Below are 19,457 nucleotides of genomic sequence, written 5' to 3' on the forward strand. Positions count from 1 at the left end.
GGTTTTCTCATTCGTTATTCTGAGGGGGTATGCTAAGCCTTTTCCCGGGCCACTGCACGGTAGCCGATGTCGCTTCTGTGATAGGCGTCGTCCCAGCCGATGCCCTGCACCGCCTGGTAGGCGCGCTGCTGGGCCTGGGCCACGGTGTCGCCCAGGGCGGTGACGCACAGCACGCGGCCGCCGCTGGTGACCACCTGGCCGTCGTCCTCGCGGGTACCGGCGTGGAACACTTTGACGGTGTCCGAATCGGCGCCGTCCAGGCCGTGGATCACATCGCCCTTGCGGTAGGCGTCCGGGTAGCCGCCGGCGGCCAGCACCACGCCCAGGGCCGGGCGCGGGTCCCAGTCGGCGGTGACGCTGTCCAGGGCGCCGTCCAGCGCCGCCAGGCAGAGATCCGCCAGGCTGCTGTTCAGGCGCATCATGATCGGCTGGGTTTCCGGGTCGCCGAAGCGGCAGTTGTACTCGATCACCTTGGGGTGGCCGTCCGGGCTGATCATCAGGCCGGCGTACAGGAAGCCGGTGTAGGGCATGCCTTCGGCCGCCATGCCGGCCACGGTGGGGCGGATCACTTCTTCCATGATGCGCTGGTGCACCTGATCGGTGACCACCGGCGCCGGTGAGTAGGCGCCCATGCCGCCGGTGTTGGGGCCGGTGTCGCCGTCGCCGACGCGCTTGTGGTCCTGGCTGGTGGCCATCGGCAGGATGTGCTCGCCGTCCACCATGACAATGAAGCTGGCTTCCTCGCCGTCGAGGAATTCCTCCACCACCACCCGGTGGCCGGCGTCGCCGAATTTGTTGCCGTCGAGCATATCGCGCACGGCGGCTTCCGCCTCTTCCAGTGTCATCGCCACGATCACGCCCTTGCCGGCGGCCAGGCCGTCGGCCTTGATCACGATCGGCGCGCCCTGCTCGCGCACATAGGCGAGGGCTTCGTTCACATCGGTGAAGTTGCCGTAGGCGGCGGTGGGGATGTTCTGGCGGGCCAGAAAGTCCTTGGTGAAGGCCTTGGAGCCTTCCAGCTGGGCGGCGGCCTTGCTGGGGCCGAAGCACTTCAGGCCGCGGCTCTGGAAGTAGTCCACCAGGCCGTCCACCAGCGGCGCCTCGGGGCCGACGATGGTCAGCGCCACGCCTTCGCGCTCGGCCAGGTCGGCCAGGCCGGTCTGATCGTTGACGTCCAGGGCCACGTTTTCCAGCTTGGCGTCGCGGGCGGTGCCGGCGTTGCCCGGCGCCACCAGCACTTTCTCCACCTGTTCCGCTTGCGCCACTTTCCAGGCCAGGGCGTGCTCGCGGCCACCGCCGCCGATGATCAGGACTTTCATGGGCTCGATTCTCTTATCCTTGCTTAGTGCCGGAAATGCCGCATGCCGGTGAACACCATGGCGATGTCCGCTTCGTCGGCGGCGGCGATCACTTCCTCGTCGCGGATCGAGCCGCCCGGCTGGATCACGCAGCGGATGCCCGCCTTGCCGGCGTTGTCCAGGCCGTCGCGGAACGGGAAGAAGGCGTCGGAGGCCATCACCGAACCGGCCACTTCCAGACCCGCGTGCTCGGCCTTGATGGCGGCGATGCGCGCGGAATTAACGCGGCTCATCTGGCCGGCGCCGACGCCCACGGTCTGCCGGTTCTTGGCGTAGACGATGGCGTTGGACTTGACGAACTTGGCCACCTTCCAGGCGAAAATGGCGTCGTGCAGTTCCGCCTCGGTGGGGGCGCGCTTGGTCACCACCTTGAGGTCTTTCTCGGTGATCATCCCCACGTCCCGGTCCTGCACCAGCAGGCCGCCGTTGACGCGCTTGTAGTCCAGGCCGCCGGCGGTGGCGCCGTCCCATTCGCCGCACACCAGCACGCGCACGTTCTTCTTGGCGGCGGTGATGGCCAGGGCTTCTTCGGACACCTTGGGCGCGATGATCACTTCCACGAACTGGCGGTCGACGATCGCCTTGGCGGTGGCCGCGTCCAGTTCCCGGTTAAAGGCGATGATGCCGCCGAAGGCGCTTTCCGGGTCGGTGGCGAAGGCCAGCTCGTAGGCCTGGTCGATGCCCTCCAGGCTGACCGCCACGCCGCACGGGTTGGCGTGTTTGACGATCACGCAGGCCGGCTTGCTGAAGGACTTCACGCACTCCAGGGCGGCGTCGGTGTCGGCGATGTTGTTGTAGCTGAGCGCCTTGCCCTGCAGCTGGCGGGCGGTGGCCACGGACGCCTGGCCGGGCTGACGCTCCACATAGAAAGCCGCTTTCTGGTGGGGGTTCTCGCCGTAGCGCATGCCCTGGGCTTTCTTGAAGTTCAGGTTGATGGTGCGCGGGAAATCCTGATTGTCCTCGCCCACCAGCTTGCCGAAGTGGTTGGCGATGGCGCTGTCGTAGGCGGCGGTGTGCTCGAACGCCTTGATCGCCAGGTCGAAACGCAGGCCGTCGGACAGGGCGCCGCCGTTGCCGTTCAGATCGTCGAGCACGCGGGCGTAGTCGCCGGCGTCGGTGACGATGCCCACATGGGCGTGGTTCTTGGCCGCCGAGCGCACCATGGTGGGGCCGCCGATGTCGATGTTCTCGATGGCGTCCTCGAGGCTGCAGTCGGGCCGCGCCACGGTCTGTTCAAAGGGGTAGAGGTTGACCACCACCAGGTCGATGGGGCGAATGTCGTTATCCGCCATCACCGCATCGTCCTGGCCGCGCCGGCCGAGGATGCCGCCGTGCACCTTGGGGTGCAGGGTTTTCACCCGGCCGTCCATCATTTCCGGGAAGCCGGTGTAGTCGGACACTTCGCGTACCGCGATGCCCGCTTCCTGGATGGCGCGGAAGGTACCGCCGGTGGACAACAGCTCCACGCCCCGGTCGGCGAGGGCGCGGGCGAAATCGACGATGCCGGTTTTATCCGAGACGCTGATCAGCGCGCGTTCAACGGCCTTGCTCATGGGATGATCACCTTAAAAATAAGAAAGGGGCAGTCGGAAACTGCCCCTGTCGTCACGGGTTGCGTTCAGAGCAAGCCGTATTGCTTGAGTTTCTTGCGCAGCGTGCCGCGGTTCAGGCCCAGCAGCTCGGCGGCCTTGGTCTGGTTGCCGCGGGTGTACTCGAGAACTTTCTCAAGCAGAGGGATTTCCATTTCCGCCAGCACCATCTGATACAGCTCGCTGACCGGCTCGCCTTCCAGCTGGTTGAAGTAATCGGCGAGCGACCGTCGCACGCAGTTGCGCAGCGTGTCGTGGGTTTCGCTGCGGGCCAGCGTGAGATGGGGTTTGCGCGATTCAGCGGTATTCATTTCTGTCAGTGTCCGTGCAGCAGCGGTCTTCATTGAAGAAAGGGTCATGCGGCCAATGCTCCGTCTTTGTTCCGGGCAGACACCTCGCCGTAGCCACCGATTCGAATCCGGTCGCCGAGGGCGCTGATCTGTTGGAAAAACTGCTCAATGGCCCGCCGTTGTTGGCCGGCCTTTTCCAGTCTGTTGAACCCGCGCCGAAAATCTTCCCCGCCGGGCAGGTGTTGCGTATACCAGCCCAGATGCTTGCGGGCGATGCGCACGCCGGAGTAGTCCCCGTAAAAGCGATGCAGGTCGATCAGGTGCGCGAGGACGCGGGCAGCCACGTCTTCGACCTTCGGCGCCGGGGGCAGCCGACCGTGATCCAGGTAATGCACGGTGTCCTGGAAGATCCAGGGATTACCCTGGGCAGCGCGGCCGATCATGATACCACTGGCACCCGTGGTTTCCAGTATCCGTTGGGCTTTTTGTGGCGAATTGATATCACCGTTGGCGATAACAGGGATGCCCACCGCGGCCACAACGTCGCGGACGGTGTGGAACTCCGCCTCGCCGTTGAACTTGTCGGCGCGGGTGCGTCCATGGATCGCCAGCGCCTGGATACCGGCCTGCTCGGCGATGCGGGCGATGGCCACGGCATTGCGATCGTCGCGGGTCGGGCCGGTGCGGATTTTCAGGGTCACCGGCACGTCCACCGCCGCCACCACCGCGTCCAGAATCCGGGCCACCAGGTCCGGGTCGGAAAGCAGTGCGGAGCCGGCGGCGCGCTTGCACACCTTTTTCGCCGGGCAGCCCATGTTGATATCGATGATCTGCGCGCCCCGGTCCACATTGGCCCGGGCCGCGTGCGCCAGCATGTCCGGTTCGCCGCCGGCGATCTGCACCGACACCGGCCCCGGCTCGCCGCTATGGTCGAGCCGGTGGGCGGACTTGCGGGTGTCCCACAGCCGGGTGTCGGAAGTCACCATTTCGGACACCACCAGCCCGGCGCCCAGCTCCCGGCATAAATGCCGGAAAGGACGATCCGTCACGCCGGCCATGGGCGCGAGAATCAAGGGGTTGGGGAGCAGGTAGGAGCCGATTTGCATGCTGGATTCGGGTTCGGTTGGCAGTCAGGTGTCGCCTGGAACACTGTTGAAAGTGCCCCGCGCGGGCCGCGCGGGGCGACAATGATAGTGACCCGGAGCGCCGGGGGAAAGGCCCGTGATCAATCAGGGCCGCTGGGACACCCGGGACGACGGCGGCGCGGGGGCGCGCAGGCGCAGGTTGTAGTTCACCGCGCGCTCGCCGGGATCGACGATTTCCAGGGCAATGTGCACCGGGGTATCCACCGGCATGGCGTCCAGCCCGGCCAGCTCGCCGCGCAGATATTCCGACGGCGCGAAGCGGCGCATGGCCACGGTGTCGCCGCGCAGATCCTTGAAGGTCAGCTCCAGCGCCGGGAACGGCTGCGGCCAGTCGCCCTCATTGAACAGCAGCGCATCCACCATCAGGGCGTTCTGGTAGTGCGGATGGCTGCGCACCACCAGGTTGGCGCCGCGCAGTCGGCTCAGGTCGGTCTGCAGCGGCAACTGGCAACCGAGCAGCTGGCAGGCCTCCGCGTAGAGCGGCCGCCACTGCGGCGAGCGCGCCAGGGTGTCGAAATGGAAGAAGGCGTATTGAGCCGCCAGCAGCACCAGGGCGAGCACCGACAGCAGCGCCCATTTGGCGGTCACCGCCGGTCCGGAGGGTGGCGCCGCCATGTAGTCCAGGCGCTCGTTGGCGACTTTATGGCGCCGGGTCGGGGTGCTGTTCAGAAACTCGAACTGGTCGTCGTGTTCGCTGATCGGGTCCGGGCGGGACGCGGCCGCCGGGCGGGGTTTCGGCGGCGGCGCGCTGGCCGGGGCCGGCTCGTCCTCGTCGTCCAGGTCTTCCAGCAGCGCTTCCGCCCAGGCTTCATCGGTGTCGTCGCTGCCGCCGGCCCGGCCGGCGCCTTCCATGTCCGAGAAGTCCTCACCCAGCCCTTCGTCGCCGTCGCGGTCCAGGGACAGGAACGAATCGCTCAGCTCGCTATCGCCGAAGCCGCCGCTTTTTTTGCCGTCGTCCCGGCCGTCGGTGTCCTCGTCGTCGTCGAGGGCGTACTGCCATTGCCCGGCGTTATCGCCGGTGGGGGCGGTGTCGTTGTCATCGGCGTGGGGCCGCGCCGGCGTTTCGCCGACGAAGTGATCGGTGGCCTGGAAGATCTGCAGACAGGAACCACAGCGCACCGCACCCCGGGCCTGCCCCAGGTGCTCGTCGCTGATCTTGAATTGGGCACCGCAATGCGGGCAGCGGGTTTTGTACTGGCCGGCCATGGTTTTTATGTTTTGAGGGATAGAAAGTTTGTTGTACAGAAAAACAGGGGGTGGCGGCAAGCGCCGCGGCCGCTTATCTGTCCGCCTTGCGAACCCCGTCCACCCGCACCCAGTCGCCGCGCTGCCGGGTGGGGCTGAGATCGAACCAGGGCGCGTAGGCGTCGCGCACGCTTTGCGCCTGATCGGCGAGGATGCCGGACAGCGCCATCGGCGCGCCCGGGCGGCAGCGGCCCGCCAGCGCCGGCGCCAGCTCGATCAGCGGCGCGGCGAGAATATTGGCCACCAGCAGGTCGCACTGATAGTCGGTGGCCAGGGCCTCCGGCAGGCACAGATCGAGCCGCTCGCCGACGCCGTTGGCGGCGGCGTTGTCGGCGCTGGCGGTGAGCGCCTGATGGTCGATGTCGGTGCCCAGCGCCCGCTCCGCGCCCAGCAGCAGCGCGGCGATCGCCAGCACCCCGGAGCCGCAGCCGAAGTCCAGCACCTGCTTGCCGTCCAGGTCGGTCTGCTCCAGCCACTCCAGGCACAGGGCGGTGGTGTCATGGGTGCCGGTGCCGAACGCCAGGCCCGGGTCCAGCTTGAGATTGACCGCGTCCGGCTGCGGCGGGTCGCTCCAGCTGGGTACGATCCACAGCCGCTCGCCGAAGCGCATGGGCTGGAAGTCGTCCATCCAGGCCCGTTCCCAGGCCTGGTCGGCCAGTGCTTCGACACGGTGATCGGCGAACACCAGACCCTGCTCGCCCAGGCGGGCCAGGATGGCGTCGGTGTCGGTGTCGTCGCTGAACAGGGCGGTGACCACGGTGGTGCGCCACAGGGGGCGGGCCCCCGGGGGCGGCTCGAAGACCGGCTGGTCGGCGCCGTCGGTGAGCGTCACCGCGCCGGCGCCGAGCGCTTCCAGGGCGTCCTGGAAAGCGTCGGCGTGGTCCGGGTCGGTGGCGATGTGGAGCTGAAGCCAGCTCATGAACCGAGCTTCTTCTCCAGGTGGTGGATGTCCACGCCGCCTTTCTGGAACGCGGGGTCGCGGAAAATCTTGTCCCGGTGCAGGGCCACGTTGGTCTTGATGCCCTCCACCACGATTTCATCCAGGGCGTTGCGCATGCGCGCGAACGCCACGTCCCGGTTTTCGCCCCAGGTGATCAGCTTGCCGATCAGCGAGTCGTAGTAGGGCGGTACCGTGTAGCCGCCGTAGACGTGGGAGTCCACCCGCACGCCGTTGCCGCCGGGGGCGTGGAAGTAGCTGATGCGGCCGGGGCTGGGCACGAAGGTGACCGGATCCTCGGCGTTGACGCGCACTTCGATGGCATGGCCGAGGAAGGTGACGTCCTCCTGCTTCAGCCTGAGGGCGTTGTCGCCGGCGATGCGCAGCTGTTCCTTGACGATGTCCACGCCGGTGATCATTTCACTGACCGGGTGTTCCACCTGCACGCGGGTGTTCATCTCGATGAAGTAGAAGCGCTCGTCCTCGTAGAGGAATTCGAAGGTGCCGGCGCCGCGGTAGTTGATCTCCTTGCAGGCGTCCACGCAGCGTTTCGCCACTTCGTTCTTCAAATGCAGGGGGATGTCCGGGGCCGGCGCTTCCTCCACCACTTTCTGGTGGCGGCGCTGCAGGGAGCAGTCCCGGTCGCCCAGGTGAATGGCGTGGCCGGCGCCGTCGGACAGCACCTGGATTTCCACATGGCGCGGTCTCTGCAGAAACTTTTCCATGTAGACGGTGGCGTCACCGAAGGCGTTCTTGGCTTCCGAGCGGGTCAGGGTGATGGCGTTGAGCAGCTGGTCGCGGCTTTCCACCACGCGCATGCCGCGCCCGCCGCCGCCGGAGGCCGCCTTGATGATCACCGGGTAGCCGATCTCCTCGGCCATCATCAGCGCCGCGTCGGCGTCGTCGCCCACTGAACCGCTGGAGCCGGGCACCGTGGGCACACCGGCTTTCTTCATCGCTTCAATGGCGGACACCTTGTTGCCCATCAGGCGGATGGTTTCCGCGCGCGGCCCGATGAAGATAAAGCCGGAGCGTTCGACGCTCTCGGCGAAGTCCGCGTTTTCCGCCAGGAAACCGTAGCCGGGATGGATGGCGTCGGCGTCGGTGACCTCCGCGGCGCTGATGATCGCCGGGATGTTCAGGTAGGAATTGGCCGACGGGGCCGGGCCGATGCAGACCGCCTCGTCCGCCAGGCGCACGTGCATCAGATCCCGGTCGGCCTTGGAATACACCGCCACGGTGCGAATGCCCATCTCTTTACAGGCGCGCAGAATCCGCAGGGCGATTTCGCCTCGGTTGGCAATCAGTACTTTTTCCAGCATGGGCAACCCCCGTTAAACGATGGAGAACAGGGGCTGGTCGAATTCCACCGGCTCGCCGTCCTCCACGAGAATGGCGTCGATGGTGCCGGATTTGTCCGCCTCGATCTGGTTCATCATCTTCATCGCCTCGACGATGCACAGCACGTCGCCGGCTTTCACTTTCTGGCCCACCTCCACGAACGAGGCCGCGCCCGGGGACGGGGAGCGGTAGAAGGTGCCGACCATCGGCGAGCGCACCATATGGCCGCTGGGGGTGTCGTCCTGGGCCGGGGCTGCTGCTTCCGGAGCCGGGGCCGCCGGTGCGGGCGCGGGGGCCGAGGGCTGCGGGGCGTACACCGGCGCCGCGTGGCGGCTGCCACGGCTGATGCGCACGGATTCCTCGCCTTCCTGAATTTCCAGTTCTTCAATGCCGGACTCTTCCAGCAGTTCGATCAGCTTCTTGATTTTTCGAATGTCCATGCTCATTCCTGTGCCTGATCCAGTTTTTCCAGAGCGGCGGCCAGCGCCAGCCGGTAGCCGGTGGCGCCCAGGCCGCAAATGACGCCCTCGGCGATGTCGGAGAAGTAAGAGTGGTGCCGGAAGGTTTCACGGCGGTGCACGTTGGACAGGTGCACCTCGATGAACGGAATCCGCACCGCCAGCAGAGCGTCGCGCAGTGCCACGCTGGTGTGGGTGAACGCGGCCGGGTTGAACAGAATGAAATCGATGCCTTCCGCGGGGGCGCCGTGGATGCGTTCGATCAGTTCGTACTCGGCGTTGCTTTGCAGATGCTGCAGGTGGTGTCCGGCCTCGGCGGCCTGGTCCATCAGTGCCTGATCGATCTCCGCCAGGGTGGCGGCGCCGTACTGGTCCGGCTCGCGGCGGCCCAGCAGGTTCAGGTTGGGCCCGTGCAGGACGAGGATGCTAGCCAAGGCGTATACCCCTGAATTTGTCGTTATCTGCGTTGAACGTGTGGCAAAAAGCCAGTTTGTCCGACTTTTCCCTATATTTGGGAGTCTAAGGGTATCTCATGAAGGAAAAAAGGACTTTACACCATTGGTTACATGTATGTGCGCGGGGTCATAGATGCGGCGTCACGCGCCGCTCCAGATGCTTCAGAAAACGCTCGCTGTCCATCTCGCCCAGCACGCGGGATTCGGGCACCTCTTCGCCGTCGGGGGCGAAGAACACGAAGCTGGGCAGGCCGAAGATGTCGTAGTCGGCCATGATGTTCTGGTTTTCCTGGTTGATCTCGGTGATGTCGACCCGGTAGAGGTCGTAGCCGGCCATGGCGTCGAGCACGCGCGGGTCGCTGAGGGTGGTGTCTTCCATGACCTTGCAGGCCACGCACCATTCGGCGAAGAAATCCACCAGCACCGGTTTGTCCGCGTCGGCGGAGCGGGCCAGGGCGTCGCGCAGGCCCTGGCGGCCGTCCACGTCGATCCAGGGGCCGTGCTGGCCGTCGTCCGCCGTGGCGGCGGTGTTGTCGCCGCCGGCCTGGCCGCTGCTTTCGGTTTGCGGCTGGGTGAGGGGTTTGAGCGGCTGCCAGGGGTCGCTGCCGCCGCCGGCGGCGCCCACCACCATGATCGCGCCGTACAGGGCCAGCACCAGGGCGAGGCCCCGTTTCAGACGCGAGCCGCCTTCGCGCACCGGTTCCAGGGCGCCCAGCTGCACGCCGTACACCGCCAGCAACAGGCCGTAGAAGGCCAGCGTCAGGGTGTCGCTGACAATGCGGTCGAGCAGCCAGATGGCCACGCCCAGCATGACGACGCCGAAGAAGCGTTTGATGTCTTCCATCCACTGGCCGGCGCGGGGCAGGAAATGGCCGCCGCCGGTGCCGAAGATGATCAACGGCACGCCCATGCCCAGGGCCAGGGCGAACAGCGAGGCGGCGCCGGTGACCGCGTCGCCGGTGCCGGCCACGTAGAGCAGGGCGCCGGCCAGGATCGGGGTGACGCAGGGGGACACCACCAGGGCGGAAATCACGCCCATTAGCACGGCGCCGCCCAGCCCGCCGCGGCCGTTGGGCCCGGCGTTGTTGAGCCGGTTGCGCAGCCGCTCCGGTAACTGAAGCTCATAGAGCCCGAACATGGACAGTGCCAGCAGCACGAAGATCACCACGCTGGTGAGGATGGCCGCCGGCTGCTGGAGCAGAAACTGAAGGTTGAGGCCGGCGCCGAACACCGCCACCAGCAGGCCGGCCAGGGTGTAAGGCACCGCCACGCCGAGCACATAGGCGCAGCTGAGTATAAAGCCGCGGCGGGCGCTGGAATCGCTTTGCCCGGCGATGATACCGGACAGGATCGGCACCATGGGGAACACGCAGGGGGTGAAGGCGAGCAGCAGGCCGCCGGCGAAGAACAGCACCACGATCAGGCCCAGGTTGCGGTCGTGCATCCAGCTGTTGAAGGCGTTGGCGTCTTCGGAGAGCAGAATGCTGAAAAAGCTGTCCTCGTCGTCGCGGGGCTCGCCGGCCGCCGAGGCGTCGCTTGCCGGGACGGTGGTCGCCGGTGCGCGCTCCGGGCCGGGCGCGCTGAACGAGAAGGTGCGTACCTCCGGCGGGTAGCACAGCTTGTCCTCGATACAGCCCTGGTATTGCACCTCTAGCTCGGTGTCGGCCAGGGGCACGCTGTCCAGCGGCAGGCGCACGTCGAGCTGGCCGAAGAACACGTTAACGTCGCCGTAGATTTCGTCGGTCTTGGCCTCGCCGGGGGGCAGTTCCAGGTCGTCGAAGCCGTTCAGCAGGTTGCCGTTGGCGTCGCGCAGGGTGAAGTCGAGGCGGTGGCGGTAGAGGTAGACCCGGTCGAGCATGCTGAAGCTGACCAGCAGCTGCTGGCGGTCCCAGTCCGCGTCGGGCACCACCTGGATCGCTTCGTCCACGTTGGGCAGGCGCTCATCGTCGCCACCGAAGGGGTCATTTCCGCCGCCCAGGGACAGCGCCTGTGCTGAATAAGGCAGCGCCAGGCAAAGAGCGACCAGGCCCAGGATCAAGGCTCGCGTCTGTGAAAACCTCATGCGTTTCTCCCACCGATTCCGTCTGTTGGATGTCCTCTGGCGTCCGAGGTTCCGACAAGACTGGGAGCCGGGCTTTAAGATAACGTTAAGACGGCGTCGTAAGACTCCCCCCGTGCCATGGCGATCAACCTGGGGCGGGTTATTCTGGCTGTTACCGGGAGAGCGTGCAAAACTCGTGGTACCCCGGGCGAGGAGCCGGACGCATGCGAACTATATATCGATTTGCCCTTCCGGGAGTTCTTTGAATGCGTGTCCTGCTGGTAGAGGATGACGAATTGCTGGCCGACGGGTTGGCTCGCGCGCTACGCCATGATGGCTACACCGTCGATCACGTGTCGCGGGGGGATCAGGTGCTGGCGGCGTTGACCGATGGCCACTTTGACGCCGTGTTGCTGGACATCGGCCTTCCCGGGCTGGACGGTTTGCAAGCCCTGCGGTTGCTTCGGGAACGGCGTATGCCGGTGCCGGTGATCGTGATCAGCGCCCGCGACAGGCTTGATGATCGGATTGTCGGTCTGGACGCCGGTGCCGACGACTATCTGGTGAAGCCGTTTTCAGTCGACGAACTGCGAGCCCGGCTGCGGGCGCGTCTGCGGCGCGGCGTGGAGCCGTCGCGGGCGTTGTTGGAGGTGGGCGATTTGTTGATTGATCCCGACGCCATGACCATATCCCGTGCCGGAGAGCCGCTGCGTCTGCCGCGCCGGGAGCTGGCACTGCTGGTGGAACTGGCTCGTCAGCCTGGCCGGGTATTCACCCGTGATTACCTGGAACAGGCGTTATACGGCTGGAGCGATGAAGTCGAAAGCAACGCTCTGGAGGTGCACATCCACCACCTGCGGCGCAAGCTCGGCAGCGAGGCGATTAAAACGATTCGGGGGGTCGGTTATATGCTGGTGACGCCGGCGGCTTCCGGAGCAGGGTGATGTTTTCCATTCGTGGTTTCCTGATGACGGCCCTGGTGACGGTGATCATCGGCAGTGGTGTTTTGCTGCTGTTTGGAACCTACCACACGCTTTATCACGAATTGGACGAACAATATGACGCCGAGCTCGTCCAGAGCGGGCGTCTGATGGCGTCGTTTTGGCGCGATGGCCATATGCCCGACCCGTCGGTGGCGCGTCTGGACGCGTCCGAACATCGCTACCAGCGCTATTTCGTCTATCAGATGTGGCGGCAGGGACGCCTGGTTCTGGCCAGCGATGGTGCCCCGCTCGACCCGTTGGTGCGCCTCGAGGACATCGAGGAAGGCGGTCGTTACCAGGAGATCGGTGGCTGGCATGCCTATGCGGTTCCCTTGTCCGGCGGCCGCTGGGTGGTGGTCGCGGAGAGCGACGCGGCGAGGCGCTCGTTGGTGAAGAACATGGCCGCCACGGTACTCGCGCCTTATGCGCTGAGTGTGCCGATCGTGTTGCTACTGATCTGGCTCGCCGTACGCCGCGGTTTGATGCCCTTAACCCGCCTGGCCGGTTCGGTTGCTGCCCGCGATGCGGATAACATGGCGCCGGTGCCCCACCGCTCCGTGCGTGAACTGGCCCCTCTGACGGAAGCGATAAACAGCCTGTTGGCACGGCTGGTGGACACACTTGACCGCGAGAAGCGATTCACAGCGGATGCCGCTCACGAGCTGCGCACGCTGCTGATGGCATTGCGCCTGCATACCGAGAACGCCATCGAACTGGCCGACCCCCAGGAGGTGGAGCACTCTCTTGGCCAGCTCCGCCTGGCGATTGATCGAGCTACGCGTACCGTTGAGCAGTTGATGATATTGAGCCGTCTGGATCCGGCGTTGTCGCCGCGACAGTTTCCCCGTTGTCACGGCGATAGCGTGGTACGGGATACTCTGGCGTTGATGCTGCCGCTCGCGGAACAGTTTGATCACCACCTTGAAGCGGATCTGGAGCCTGATCTGGATGTTTTGTTGCCGGAAGAGATGCTGCGGATAGTGCTGCGTAATCTTATCGACAACGCCTGTCGATATTCGGCACGGGGCTCGAAGATCGTTGTGTCGGGTTATCGCAGCGGCAACCAGATCGTGTTTTTGATCATCGATGGTGGCCCGGGACTCACCCCGGACGAACAGTTGAAGTTCTCCGGGCGGTTCAGCCGGGGGCGTCATGATGTCGCCGGCGCAGGCCTGGGATTATCCATTGTTGAACGTATTCTTGCCCTGGCCGGAGGTTCTCTATCTTATCGGCTTGCAACTCAAGAACTCCCCGCGGCCGCTGAATTACGTTTGCCGGCCGCCTGACCTTCTCTTCAGATTGCCTTAAGCCTTCTTTCGCATGGTAAGCCAATACGGTCCTGGGCTATGCGGAGATGGCTGTGAATTTTTTTGTCGTGGAAGAGGGCGCCAGAGAGCTTCTGGAGCGTTACCATTTGGATAACTTTGATGCGCTCTGGTCGCTGCCCCACGACTGGGTGGAGCCCATCAATATTCGTAAAGGCGGCTGGAGCGGCGTGGTTCGCGTCACCCGTGACGGCGACACGTTCTACGTTAAGCGCCAGTATCGCCAGACACGGCGAATGAGATCTTTCCCCTGGCGTTCCCGACCCACTTACTATCATGAATTTCTGGCGCTCAACAGGCTTGCCCAGGCCGGTGTGCCGGTGGTCCAGTGGTTGCTGTACACCGAGCGAGATGATGCCGCGATTCTGGTGACGCGGGAACCCTCCGGCTTCATGGATCTAAAAACATTATTCGAGATGACAAGCGGCCGCCGCCTGCAGGCGGCGGCGTCACGGCTGGGGACGGCCCTGGCGTTGATGCACGGCCAGCGCTGGCAGCACGGCGCCTGTTATCCGGCGCACCTCCTGATACACCCGGAAACCCTGGAGGTGCGGATGCTTGATCTTGAGCGTTGCCGCCGTCGGCGATCACGCGCCGCGGCGTCGAGGGCGGATTTGGATCAACTGTCACGACGAGCCGGGTTTCTTCCGCCCGCGGCCTTGGCGCGCATAAGCGATGGCGCACCGGGGACAGCTCGGCCGGTTCCCGCTTCGACCTTTTAATCCCCGTTGCCTCTGGAGCACCTATCACGATGAATGATCTCCGTACTGCCCACTCGATGGAGCGGGTTAAATCGGACCCGCAAAGCGTGGCCGCGTACAGCCGGCGCAAACCCGCCAAGCATCGTGCCGAAATGGCCCTGGTGGCCCGCGTCATGCCGCCGTTGCCCGCCGGCGAGCCGGTTCTCGACGCGCCCTGCGGGGCTGGCCGGCTGAGTCTTTGGATGGCGAAGCAAGGGTGGCGGGTAAGCGCAACGGATTTAGGCGCCGCCGCCGTTGAGCATACCCGGGCGCTGATGATCGAGCAGGGCTTCGATGCCGAGGTGGTGAAACAGGATATCTTCCACTTACCCTGGGCGGATCGCCATTTTCGCGCCGTGGTGTGTTTCCGGTTACTGCATCACTTCGCCGACGTCGACACCCGCCGTGCCTTGGTCGCCGAACTGGCGCGGGTCAGTGGTGAGCATCTTCTTATTTCCTATCTTACCCCCTGGTCCCTGACCGGTGTAAGGCGCTGGTTGCGCTGGCGTCTCGGCGGTCGGCGCCATCGGCAGAACCATACCAGGCAGGCGGAATTGGTTGCTCAGATGGCCGCGCACGGTTTCATGCTGGTACGGGACGAGTCACAAGGGGGGTACTTTCATGCCTTGCGGCTGGCGCATTTCGCGCGGGCTCCGGCGCCATGAATCCGTTGAGGTCGCCTTTCGCCGCCGCTTGACGTTACTCTGTTATCCTCGCGGTAAGTACAATATTCGGGGACGACAATGACGGACGATAAATTCGGGCAGAAGGTGGGAGACACGTTGCTGGACCCCAGGAACAACCGTATCTGGAAAGGCCTGCTGTGGCTCCTGGCGATCCTGCTTTTGGTGGACGTGGCGCTCGGTTGGTACTGGAGCTGGGAGCCGGACCTGTCGGAAGTGAACCGCCGTGACGGCGCGGTGGCCGGGGAGACCATGACCCGGGAGGTGATCCATGTGGCCAGCACCCTGCTCGACAAGCCCGGCGGTTACCTCAGCAACGACATGCTGCCGCACCGACTGTGGCTGGATAACATGCCGTCCTGGGAATTCGGCGTGCTGGTGCAGTTGCGTGACGTGACCCGGGTGATGCGCCGCGATATGAGCCGCTCCCAGTCGCAAAGCCAGGAAGACACCTTCCTGGCCATCGCCGAGCCGCAGTTCAACTTCGACGCGGAAAGCTGGGCCATGCCGGCCACCGAGAGCGAGTACCGGCGCGGCATCCGCGCGCTGGAGAATTATCTGGAAGCCCTCAAGCGCCAGGACGGCAGCGCCCAGTTCTACGCCCGCGCCGACAACCTCAACTACTGGCTCAACGAAGTACAGAACCGGCTCGGCTCCCTGAGCCTCAGCCTCAGCCAGAGCGTCGGCCGCACCCAGCTGAACACCGATAACGACACCCCGGTGGGCGAGCTGGACAAGGAAGAGCGCTTCGTGAAGACCGGCTGGATGGAGATCGATAACGTTTTCTATGAAGCGCGCGGCGCGTCCTGGGCGCTGGTGCAGCTGATGCGCGCGGTGGAAGTGGACTTCGCCGACGTGCTGCGCCGCAAGAACGCCACCGTCAGCTTCCGGCAGATGGTGCGCGAACTGGAAGCCACCCAGCAGACCCTGTGGAGTCCGGTGATTCTCAACGGCTCCGGCTTCGGGGTGTTCGCCAACCACTCGCTGGTGATGGCCAATTACATCACCCGCGCCAACGCCTCCTTGGTGGACCTGCGGAAGCTCTTGCAGGAGGGGTAAACCGCGACCGAAGCACCGCTTCGCAGCGCGGTTTACGACCGGCCAGGGACGGCCGGGCCGGGCCCTCTAGTGGCACGGCCTGTCGCCAGAGATGGCCGGCACGGCGTATATCACGCCTTCACCCCCAAAAACCCAGCGAAGTTGTACCACTTAAAGAACATATCCACGTTATCCAGACCGCTGCGGGCGAGAATCTTGATGTTCTCGTCCGGGCGGTAGGGAATCAGCACGTTCTCCAACGCCTCCCGCTTCTTGGCGATCTCGGTTTCCGAGTAGCCGTTGCGCTTTTTCATGTCGTAGTAGAGCTTGATCCACAGCCGGTTGAGCAGGGCGTCGCTGCCCAGCACCTTTTCCACCAGGATCAACACGCCGCCGGGATTGAGGCCGTCGACCACCGAGCGCAGCAGGCTTTCCCGATTAACCGGGCGCACGAACTGCAGGGTCAGGTTGAGGACCACTACGGACGCGTTCTCGATGTGGATGCCGTCGTTCAGGTCGGCGTGCTCCAGCCGCAGGCGGCCGGACTGGTGCGGGCCGCTGAGGTTGTCGCGGGCCTTTTCCAGCATCGCCGGGGAATAGTCCACGCCCACCAGGGTGGCGCCGGGGTCCACGGTGCGGTCCAGGCTTTTCAGGGTGAGGCCGGTGGAGCAGCCCAGGTCGTAGACCCGCGAGCCGGGGGTGGCGAATTCGCCGGCCAGCTCGCCGATCATGCGCTGCAGTTCGCCGTACTGGGGGATGCTGCGATCCAGCATGTCGTCGAACACCCGGGCGGTGCTTTCGCCGAAATCAAAGTCGCTGATCGCCCGGTCCTGTTCGGCGAACAGCCGGTCCTTGCCGGAGACAGGTTTGGAAGTGGGATCGTTGTCCGAAGTCATGGGTCCGCCTGACGCTGAAAACCGCCCCAAAGGATGAAGGGGCGGTTTTCCGCTGTCCATTTTTTTCGCGGACCGGATCAGGCGGCGGCGGACACCGCCGGCTCGGGCAGGGTGGCGCGCCAGGCGTCCAGCAGGTGGGTGTTGTCGTCCTGCCAGGGGTGGAAGTCCGGGCGCAGGTACTGGAACCAGGCCGGGATCGCCGCGCTCACCACGCCCCGGTAGCCGAACATCTTCCACAGGCCCTTGGCCAGGGTCAGCGGCTGGCGGTTAACGCCGTCCTGCTTCAGGAACTGCCAGGTGAAGTAGGCGCTGAAACCGATCAGATAGGCGGTGCCGGTAAAGAAGGTGCGCTGGCGGCGCCAGTAGCCGCCGTCCACGTCCTGGTAGAGGTCGAAGGCCACCGCCTTGTGCTCGGTCTCCTCGATGGAGTGCCACACCCACAGATCCCGTACTGAGGGATCCATTTTCTCCACCATGTCGCCGCGCCGCAGAATGGTGTCGGCGAGAATCGCGGTGATGTGCTCCAGGCCGGCGGTGGCGGCCAATTGCTCCTCGGCGCTCAGGTGCTTGCGGCCACCGGCGAGCAGATGCCGGGTTACGCCCAGCGCTTTTTCCACCAGCGCCTCATAGCCCTTGCCGGACACCAGATCGTTGAACGCCTGGTGCTCCAGGGAGTGCATCGCCTCCTGGCCGATAAAGCCGGAAATGTCCTTCTGGCGCTGCGGGTCGTCGACCCGGTCGCGGAAGGCGCGCACCGCATCCACGAAGAAGCGCTCGCCGTCCGGGAAGGTCACCGACAGCACGTTCATGAAATGGGTCAGCACCGGATCGTCGTCGAACCAGTAGCGGGTGTTCTCCAGGCCTTTGAAACGGAAGTTCATGCGGCGCGGCCGAATCGGCAAACGCTGAACGGCGCGGCGGGAACGGGAAAGCAGTTTCATGGCGACTCCGGGGTTTCTGCCATTGATTGATGTCAACAACTATGGTCCAGTCGTGCCTTCCCGTCTTGTTGTGGAGGGCCAACCTGTGGTCGTTTCAGGCCGGACCTGGTTCACCCCCGGTATTCCCGGCATCTATGTGGTGCTGCTGTGCGATGTCCTCCGCGATCTGGGGCATGACCCGGCGGCGCTGCTGAAGACGCTGGGCCTTAAGCGCGAGCAGCTGCTGGATTCCGAGTACCGGTTGCCCCTGGAGCAGGCGGACGCCGCCGCCGAAGCGGCGCTGGCGCTGGTCGGCGACGCCGGCCTCGGCTTCCGCTACGCCCGCGCCATGCGCATCACGCTGCACGGGCCGGTGGGGCTGTTGGCGCTGTCCAGCCCCACCATGGACGACGGCCTGGAGGCGGCGCGCCGCTATCTGGGGCTGCGCGCGCCGTTCCTGAGCGTGGAGCGGGTGCCCCTGGCCGAGCGGCGCCAGGCGCTCAGCTTCCGCACCGACTTCAGCCCCGGCCCGATCCAAAGCTTTGTCATCGAGGCCATGGTGATCGGCTTCGTCTACATGCTCGAGCAGCTGCTGGAAGCGAGCCCGGAGGGCGCGGAAGTGCACTTCCAGGGCGCGCCGCCGCCGCACGCCGAGGCCCTGCGCAGGGCGGTGCCGGTGCCGGTGCACTATGGCCAGGCGCGGGACGCGCTGATCGTCTCCGAGGCGCTGCTGGCGGCGCGGCCGCGGCTGGCCGACCCGCAGGCGGAAGCCCTGGCCCGGGAGCAGTGCGAACTGGAATTCCGGCGCTGGCGCGCCAATCAGGAAGGGCCGTTGCCCGAGCGGGTGCGCGCGATACTGCGGGATCACGACGCGCCGCTGCCGGAGCTCGCCGAGATGGCCGAACAGCTGGCCACCTCGCCGCGCACGCTCAAGCGCCACCTGCAGCAGGCGGATCTCACCTATCGACAGTTGCAGGACGAAGCGCGCTACCGGCAAGCCTGCAAGCTGCTGGGGGAACGCGGCACGCGCATCAGCGAAGTCGCCTACGCACTGGGCTACAACGACGTCGCCAATTTCTCCCGCGCGTTTAAGCGATGGAGCGGTAAGACACCGAGGGAATACCGGGAAGGGATCTAGAGAAAGGCAGGTTTTTTGGAGAGATTTGTTGGAGCGGGCCCTGCCCGCGAAAGGGAGCGACGCTCCCGGCAGGATCCCAGAGGCCTTTAAAAACGGCACAAAACAGCGTCTCTGGTATCCCGCCGGGTGGCTGGCGCCACCCGTTCGCGGGCAGGGCCCGCTCCCACAGCCCGCTCCTAAAGCGAGCTTCGAACAGGTGTTATTTCTTTTCGAAGGCCGCGACGGACTTGAGGATTTCCTCTTTGGCGGCGGCGGCGTCGGCCCAGCCGTCCACTTTCACCCATTTGCCGGCTTCCAGCTCTTTGTAGTGCTCGAAGAAGTGCTTGATCTGCGCCAGCAGCAGCTCGGGCAGGTCGGTGACTTCCTTGACGTCGTCATAGAGCTTGGTGAGCTTGGTGTGGGGCACCGCCACCAGCTTGGCGTCTTTGCCGGCTTCGTCGGTCATGTTCAGGACGCCCACCGGGCGGCAGCGGATCACGGAGCCGGGCACCACCGGGTAGGGGGTGACCACCAGCACGTCCAGCGGATCGCCGTCTTCGGACAGAGTGTTGGGGATGTACCCGTAGTTGGCCGGATAGAACATGGGCGTGGCCATGAAACGGTCGACGAAGATAGCGTTGCTGTCCTTGTCGATCTCGTATTTGATCGGGTCGGCGTTGGCCGGGATCTCAATGGCGACGTAGATATCTTCGGGAACGTCTTTCCCGGCGGGTACCTGTGTAAAATCCATGGTCTGTCCTTTAAGCGATTGGTCATCGGGCAGGGACCGTGGCGGTGCCCTGTATGAACGGGCGCGGATTATAGCAACCGCGCGCCCCGCCTGGCTAATCGCCGAAAGTCGTAGCGGACGGTGCCTCCCGGCGGCGTGGCGGGTA

The 19,457-nt window shown here is 65.2% G+C and carries 19 protein-coding genes; 6 read left to right on the forward strand and 13 right to left on the reverse strand.

Annotated features, from left to right (window positions below; all coding sequences use genetic code 11):
* Positions 1 to 32 precede the first annotated feature (32 nt).
* The 10 genes from purD to dsbD all read right to left on the reverse strand — a co-directional run bounded on the left by purD (position 33) and on the right by dsbD (position 10,880).
* Positions 33 to 1,319 carry a phosphoribosylamine--glycine ligase gene (purD, locus tag ACEQZD_RS12135; protein ID WP_370185829.1) on the reverse strand — a complete coding sequence of 429 codons (1,287 nt, stop codon included), beginning with the start codon at positions 1,317 to 1,319 and terminating at the stop codon, positions 33 to 35.
* A gap of 23 nt (positions 1,320 to 1,342) precedes the next feature.
* Positions 1,343 to 2,911, reverse strand: coding sequence for a bifunctional phosphoribosylaminoimidazolecarboxamide formyltransferase/IMP cyclohydrolase (gene purH, locus ACEQZD_RS12140; RefSeq protein WP_142947276.1), 1,569 nt, complete (start codon positions 2,909 to 2,911; stop codon positions 1,343 to 1,345).
* Positions 2,912 to 2,976: 65 nt separating this feature from the next.
* Positions 2,977 to 3,258, reverse strand: coding sequence for a DNA-binding transcriptional regulator Fis (gene fis, locus ACEQZD_RS12145; protein ID WP_067606742.1), 282 nt, complete (start codon positions 3,256 to 3,258; stop codon positions 2,977 to 2,979).
* Positions 3,259 to 3,302: 44 nt separating this feature from the next.
* Positions 3,303 to 4,343 (reverse strand): tRNA dihydrouridine synthase DusB, encoded by a 1,041-nt coding sequence (dusB, locus tag ACEQZD_RS12150; protein WP_142947275.1) that lies wholly within the window; start codon positions 4,341 to 4,343, stop codon positions 3,303 to 3,305.
* 123 nt (positions 4,344 to 4,466) lie between these two features.
* Entirely contained in the window at positions 4,467 to 5,588 is a 1,122-nt protein-coding gene (locus tag ACEQZD_RS12155) for a DUF3426 domain-containing protein (protein ID WP_370185833.1), read from the reverse strand.
* Positions 5,589 to 5,661: 73 nt separating this feature from the next.
* A complete protein-coding gene (gene prmA, locus ACEQZD_RS12160; RefSeq protein ID WP_370185836.1) occupies positions 5,662 to 6,546 on the reverse strand; it encodes a 50S ribosomal protein L11 methyltransferase in 885 nt (294 codons plus the stop codon).
* On the reverse strand, positions 6,543 to 7,886 hold the full coding sequence (accC, locus tag ACEQZD_RS12165) for an acetyl-CoA carboxylase biotin carboxylase subunit (protein WP_370185839.1): 1,344 nt from the start codon (positions 7,884 to 7,886) through the stop codon (positions 6,543 to 6,545). The genes prmA and accC overlap by 4 nt, the downstream gene beginning before the upstream one ends.
* Before the next feature lie 12 nt (positions 7,887 to 7,898).
* Positions 7,899 to 8,345 carry an acetyl-CoA carboxylase biotin carboxyl carrier protein gene (gene accB / locus ACEQZD_RS12170; protein ID WP_142947271.1) on the reverse strand — a complete coding sequence of 149 codons (447 nt, stop codon included), beginning with the start codon at positions 8,343 to 8,345 and terminating at the stop codon, positions 7,899 to 7,901.
* Between the two features lie 2 nt (positions 8,346 to 8,347).
* Complete coding sequence (aroQ, locus tag ACEQZD_RS12175; protein WP_142947270.1) at positions 8,348 to 8,797, reverse strand: type II 3-dehydroquinate dehydratase; 450 nt, start codon at positions 8,795 to 8,797, stop codon at positions 8,348 to 8,350.
* Positions 8,798 to 8,945: 148 nt separating this feature from the next.
* The gene (dsbD, locus tag ACEQZD_RS12180; protein ID WP_142949614.1) at positions 8,946 to 10,880 is read right to left on the reverse strand and encodes a protein-disulfide reductase DsbD; all 1,935 of its coding nucleotides are present in this window, start codon (positions 10,878 to 10,880) and stop codon (positions 8,946 to 8,948) included.
* A 245-nt stretch (positions 10,881 to 11,125) separates the two neighbouring features.
* On the opposite strand from dsbD, the gene ACEQZD_RS12185 reads away from it, so the two are divergent.
* From ACEQZD_RS12185 to ACEQZD_RS12205, 5 genes are all read left to right on the forward strand, one after another.
* Positions 11,126 to 11,803: a response regulator transcription factor gene (locus ACEQZD_RS12185; protein WP_142949613.1), complete on the forward strand. Its 678-nt coding sequence runs from the start codon at positions 11,126 to 11,128 to the stop codon at positions 11,801 to 11,803.
* Complete coding sequence (locus tag ACEQZD_RS12190; RefSeq protein WP_142949612.1) at positions 11,803 to 13,128, forward strand: ATP-binding protein; 1,326 nt, start codon at positions 11,803 to 11,805, stop codon at positions 13,126 to 13,128. Before ACEQZD_RS12185 ends, ACEQZD_RS12190 begins: the two co-directional genes overlap by 1 nt.
* Positions 13,129 to 13,202: 74 nt before the next feature.
* Positions 13,203 to 13,889, forward strand: coding sequence for a lipopolysaccharide kinase InaA family protein (locus ACEQZD_RS12195; RefSeq protein WP_185956949.1), 687 nt, complete (start codon positions 13,203 to 13,205; stop codon positions 13,887 to 13,889).
* 29 nt (positions 13,890 to 13,918) lie between these two features.
* Positions 13,919 to 14,572, forward strand: a complete 654-nt coding sequence (locus tag ACEQZD_RS12200) for a class I SAM-dependent methyltransferase (RefSeq protein ID WP_142949610.1) — start codon at positions 13,919 to 13,921, stop codon at positions 14,570 to 14,572.
* A gap of 78 nt (positions 14,573 to 14,650) precedes the next feature.
* Positions 14,651 to 15,649: a DUF2333 family protein gene (locus ACEQZD_RS12205; RefSeq protein WP_142949609.1), complete on the forward strand. Its 999-nt coding sequence runs from the start codon at positions 14,651 to 14,653 to the stop codon at positions 15,647 to 15,649.
* 110 nt (positions 15,650 to 15,759) lie between these two features.
* Here the strand turns inward: ACEQZD_RS12205 and cmoA are convergent, their stop codons facing one another.
* Positions 15,760 to 16,524 (reverse strand): carboxy-S-adenosyl-L-methionine synthase CmoA, encoded by a 765-nt coding sequence (cmoA, locus tag ACEQZD_RS12210; RefSeq protein ID WP_142949608.1) that lies wholly within the window; start codon positions 16,522 to 16,524, stop codon positions 15,760 to 15,762.
* 77 nt (positions 16,525 to 16,601) lie between these two features.
* Entirely contained in the window at positions 16,602 to 17,465 is an 864-nt protein-coding gene (locus ACEQZD_RS12215) for a metal-dependent hydrolase (protein ID WP_142949607.1), read from the reverse strand.
* Between the two features lie 85 nt (positions 17,466 to 17,550).
* On the opposite strand from ACEQZD_RS12215, the gene ACEQZD_RS12220 reads away from it, so the two are divergent.
* Positions 17,551 to 18,582 (forward strand): AraC family transcriptional regulator, encoded by a 1,032-nt coding sequence (locus tag ACEQZD_RS12220; RefSeq protein ID WP_370185848.1) that lies wholly within the window; start codon positions 17,551 to 17,553, stop codon positions 18,580 to 18,582.
* A gap of 199 nt (positions 18,583 to 18,781) precedes the next feature.
* On the opposite strand, the gene ppa is transcribed toward ACEQZD_RS12220, so the two are convergent.
* Complete coding sequence (gene ppa, locus ACEQZD_RS12225; protein WP_067610054.1) at positions 18,782 to 19,312, reverse strand: inorganic diphosphatase; 531 nt, start codon at positions 19,310 to 19,312, stop codon at positions 18,782 to 18,784.
* Between the last annotated feature and the right edge of the window lie 145 nt (positions 19,313 to 19,457).

It is taken from the genome of Alloalcanivorax sp., from assembly GCF_964221125.1.
GTDB classification, from domain to species: Bacteria; Pseudomonadota; Gammaproteobacteria; order Pseudomonadales; family Alcanivoracaceae; genus Alloalcanivorax; species Alloalcanivorax venustensis.

What these genes read in the sequence shown, in the direction of transcription:
- purD (WP_370185829.1), bottom strand. Translation starts at nt 1,319, where the DNA reads ATGAAAGTCCTGATCATCGGCGGCGGTGGCCGCGAGCACGCCCTGGCC.
- purH (WP_142947276.1), bottom strand. Translation starts at nt 2,911, where the DNA reads ATGAGCAAGGCCGTTGAACGCGCGCTGATCAGCGTCTCGGATAAAACC.
- fis (WP_067606742.1), bottom strand. Translation starts at nt 3,258, where the DNA reads ATGAATACCGCTGAATCGCGCAAACCCCATCTCACGCTGGCCCGCAGC.
- dusB (WP_142947275.1), bottom strand. Translation starts at nt 4,343, where the DNA reads ATGCAAATCGGCTCCTACCTGCTCCCCAACCCCTTGATTCTCGCGCCC.
- ACEQZD_RS12155 (WP_370185833.1), bottom strand. Translation starts at nt 5,588, where the DNA reads ATGGCCGGCCAGTACAAAACCCGCTGCCCGCATTGCGGTGCCCAATTC.
- prmA (WP_370185836.1), bottom strand. Translation starts at nt 6,546, where the DNA reads ATGAGCTGGCTTCAGCTCCACATCGCCACCGACCCGGACCACGCCGAC.
- accC (WP_370185839.1), bottom strand. Translation starts at nt 7,886, where the DNA reads ATGCTGGAAAAAGTACTGATTGCCAACCGAGGCGAAATCGCCCTGCGG.
- accB (WP_142947271.1), bottom strand. Translation starts at nt 8,345, where the DNA reads ATGGACATTCGAAAAATCAAGAAGCTGATCGAACTGCTGGAAGAGTCC.
- dsbD (WP_142949614.1), bottom strand. Translation starts at nt 10,880, where the DNA reads ATGAGGTTTTCACAGACGCGAGCCTTGATCCTGGGCCTGGTCGCTCTT.
- ACEQZD_RS12185 (WP_142949613.1), top strand. Translation starts at nt 11,126, where the DNA reads ATGCGTGTCCTGCTGGTAGAGGATGACGAATTGCTGGCCGACGGGTTG.
- ACEQZD_RS12190 (WP_142949612.1), top strand. Translation starts at nt 11,803, where the DNA reads ATGTTTTCCATTCGTGGTTTCCTGATGACGGCCCTGGTGACGGTGATC.
- ACEQZD_RS12200 (WP_142949610.1), top strand. Translation starts at nt 13,919, where the DNA reads ATGAATGATCTCCGTACTGCCCACTCGATGGAGCGGGTTAAATCGGAC.
- ACEQZD_RS12205 (WP_142949609.1), top strand. Translation starts at nt 14,651, where the DNA reads ATGACGGACGATAAATTCGGGCAGAAGGTGGGAGACACGTTGCTGGAC.
- cmoA (WP_142949608.1), bottom strand. Translation starts at nt 16,524, where the DNA reads ATGACTTCGGACAACGATCCCACTTCCAAACCTGTCTCCGGCAAGGAC.
- ACEQZD_RS12215 (WP_142949607.1), bottom strand. Translation starts at nt 17,465, where the DNA reads ATGAAACTGCTTTCCCGTTCCCGCCGCGCCGTTCAGCGTTTGCCGATT.
- ppa (WP_067610054.1), bottom strand. Translation starts at nt 19,312, where the DNA reads ATGGATTTTACACAGGTACCCGCCGGGAAAGACGTTCCCGAAGATATC.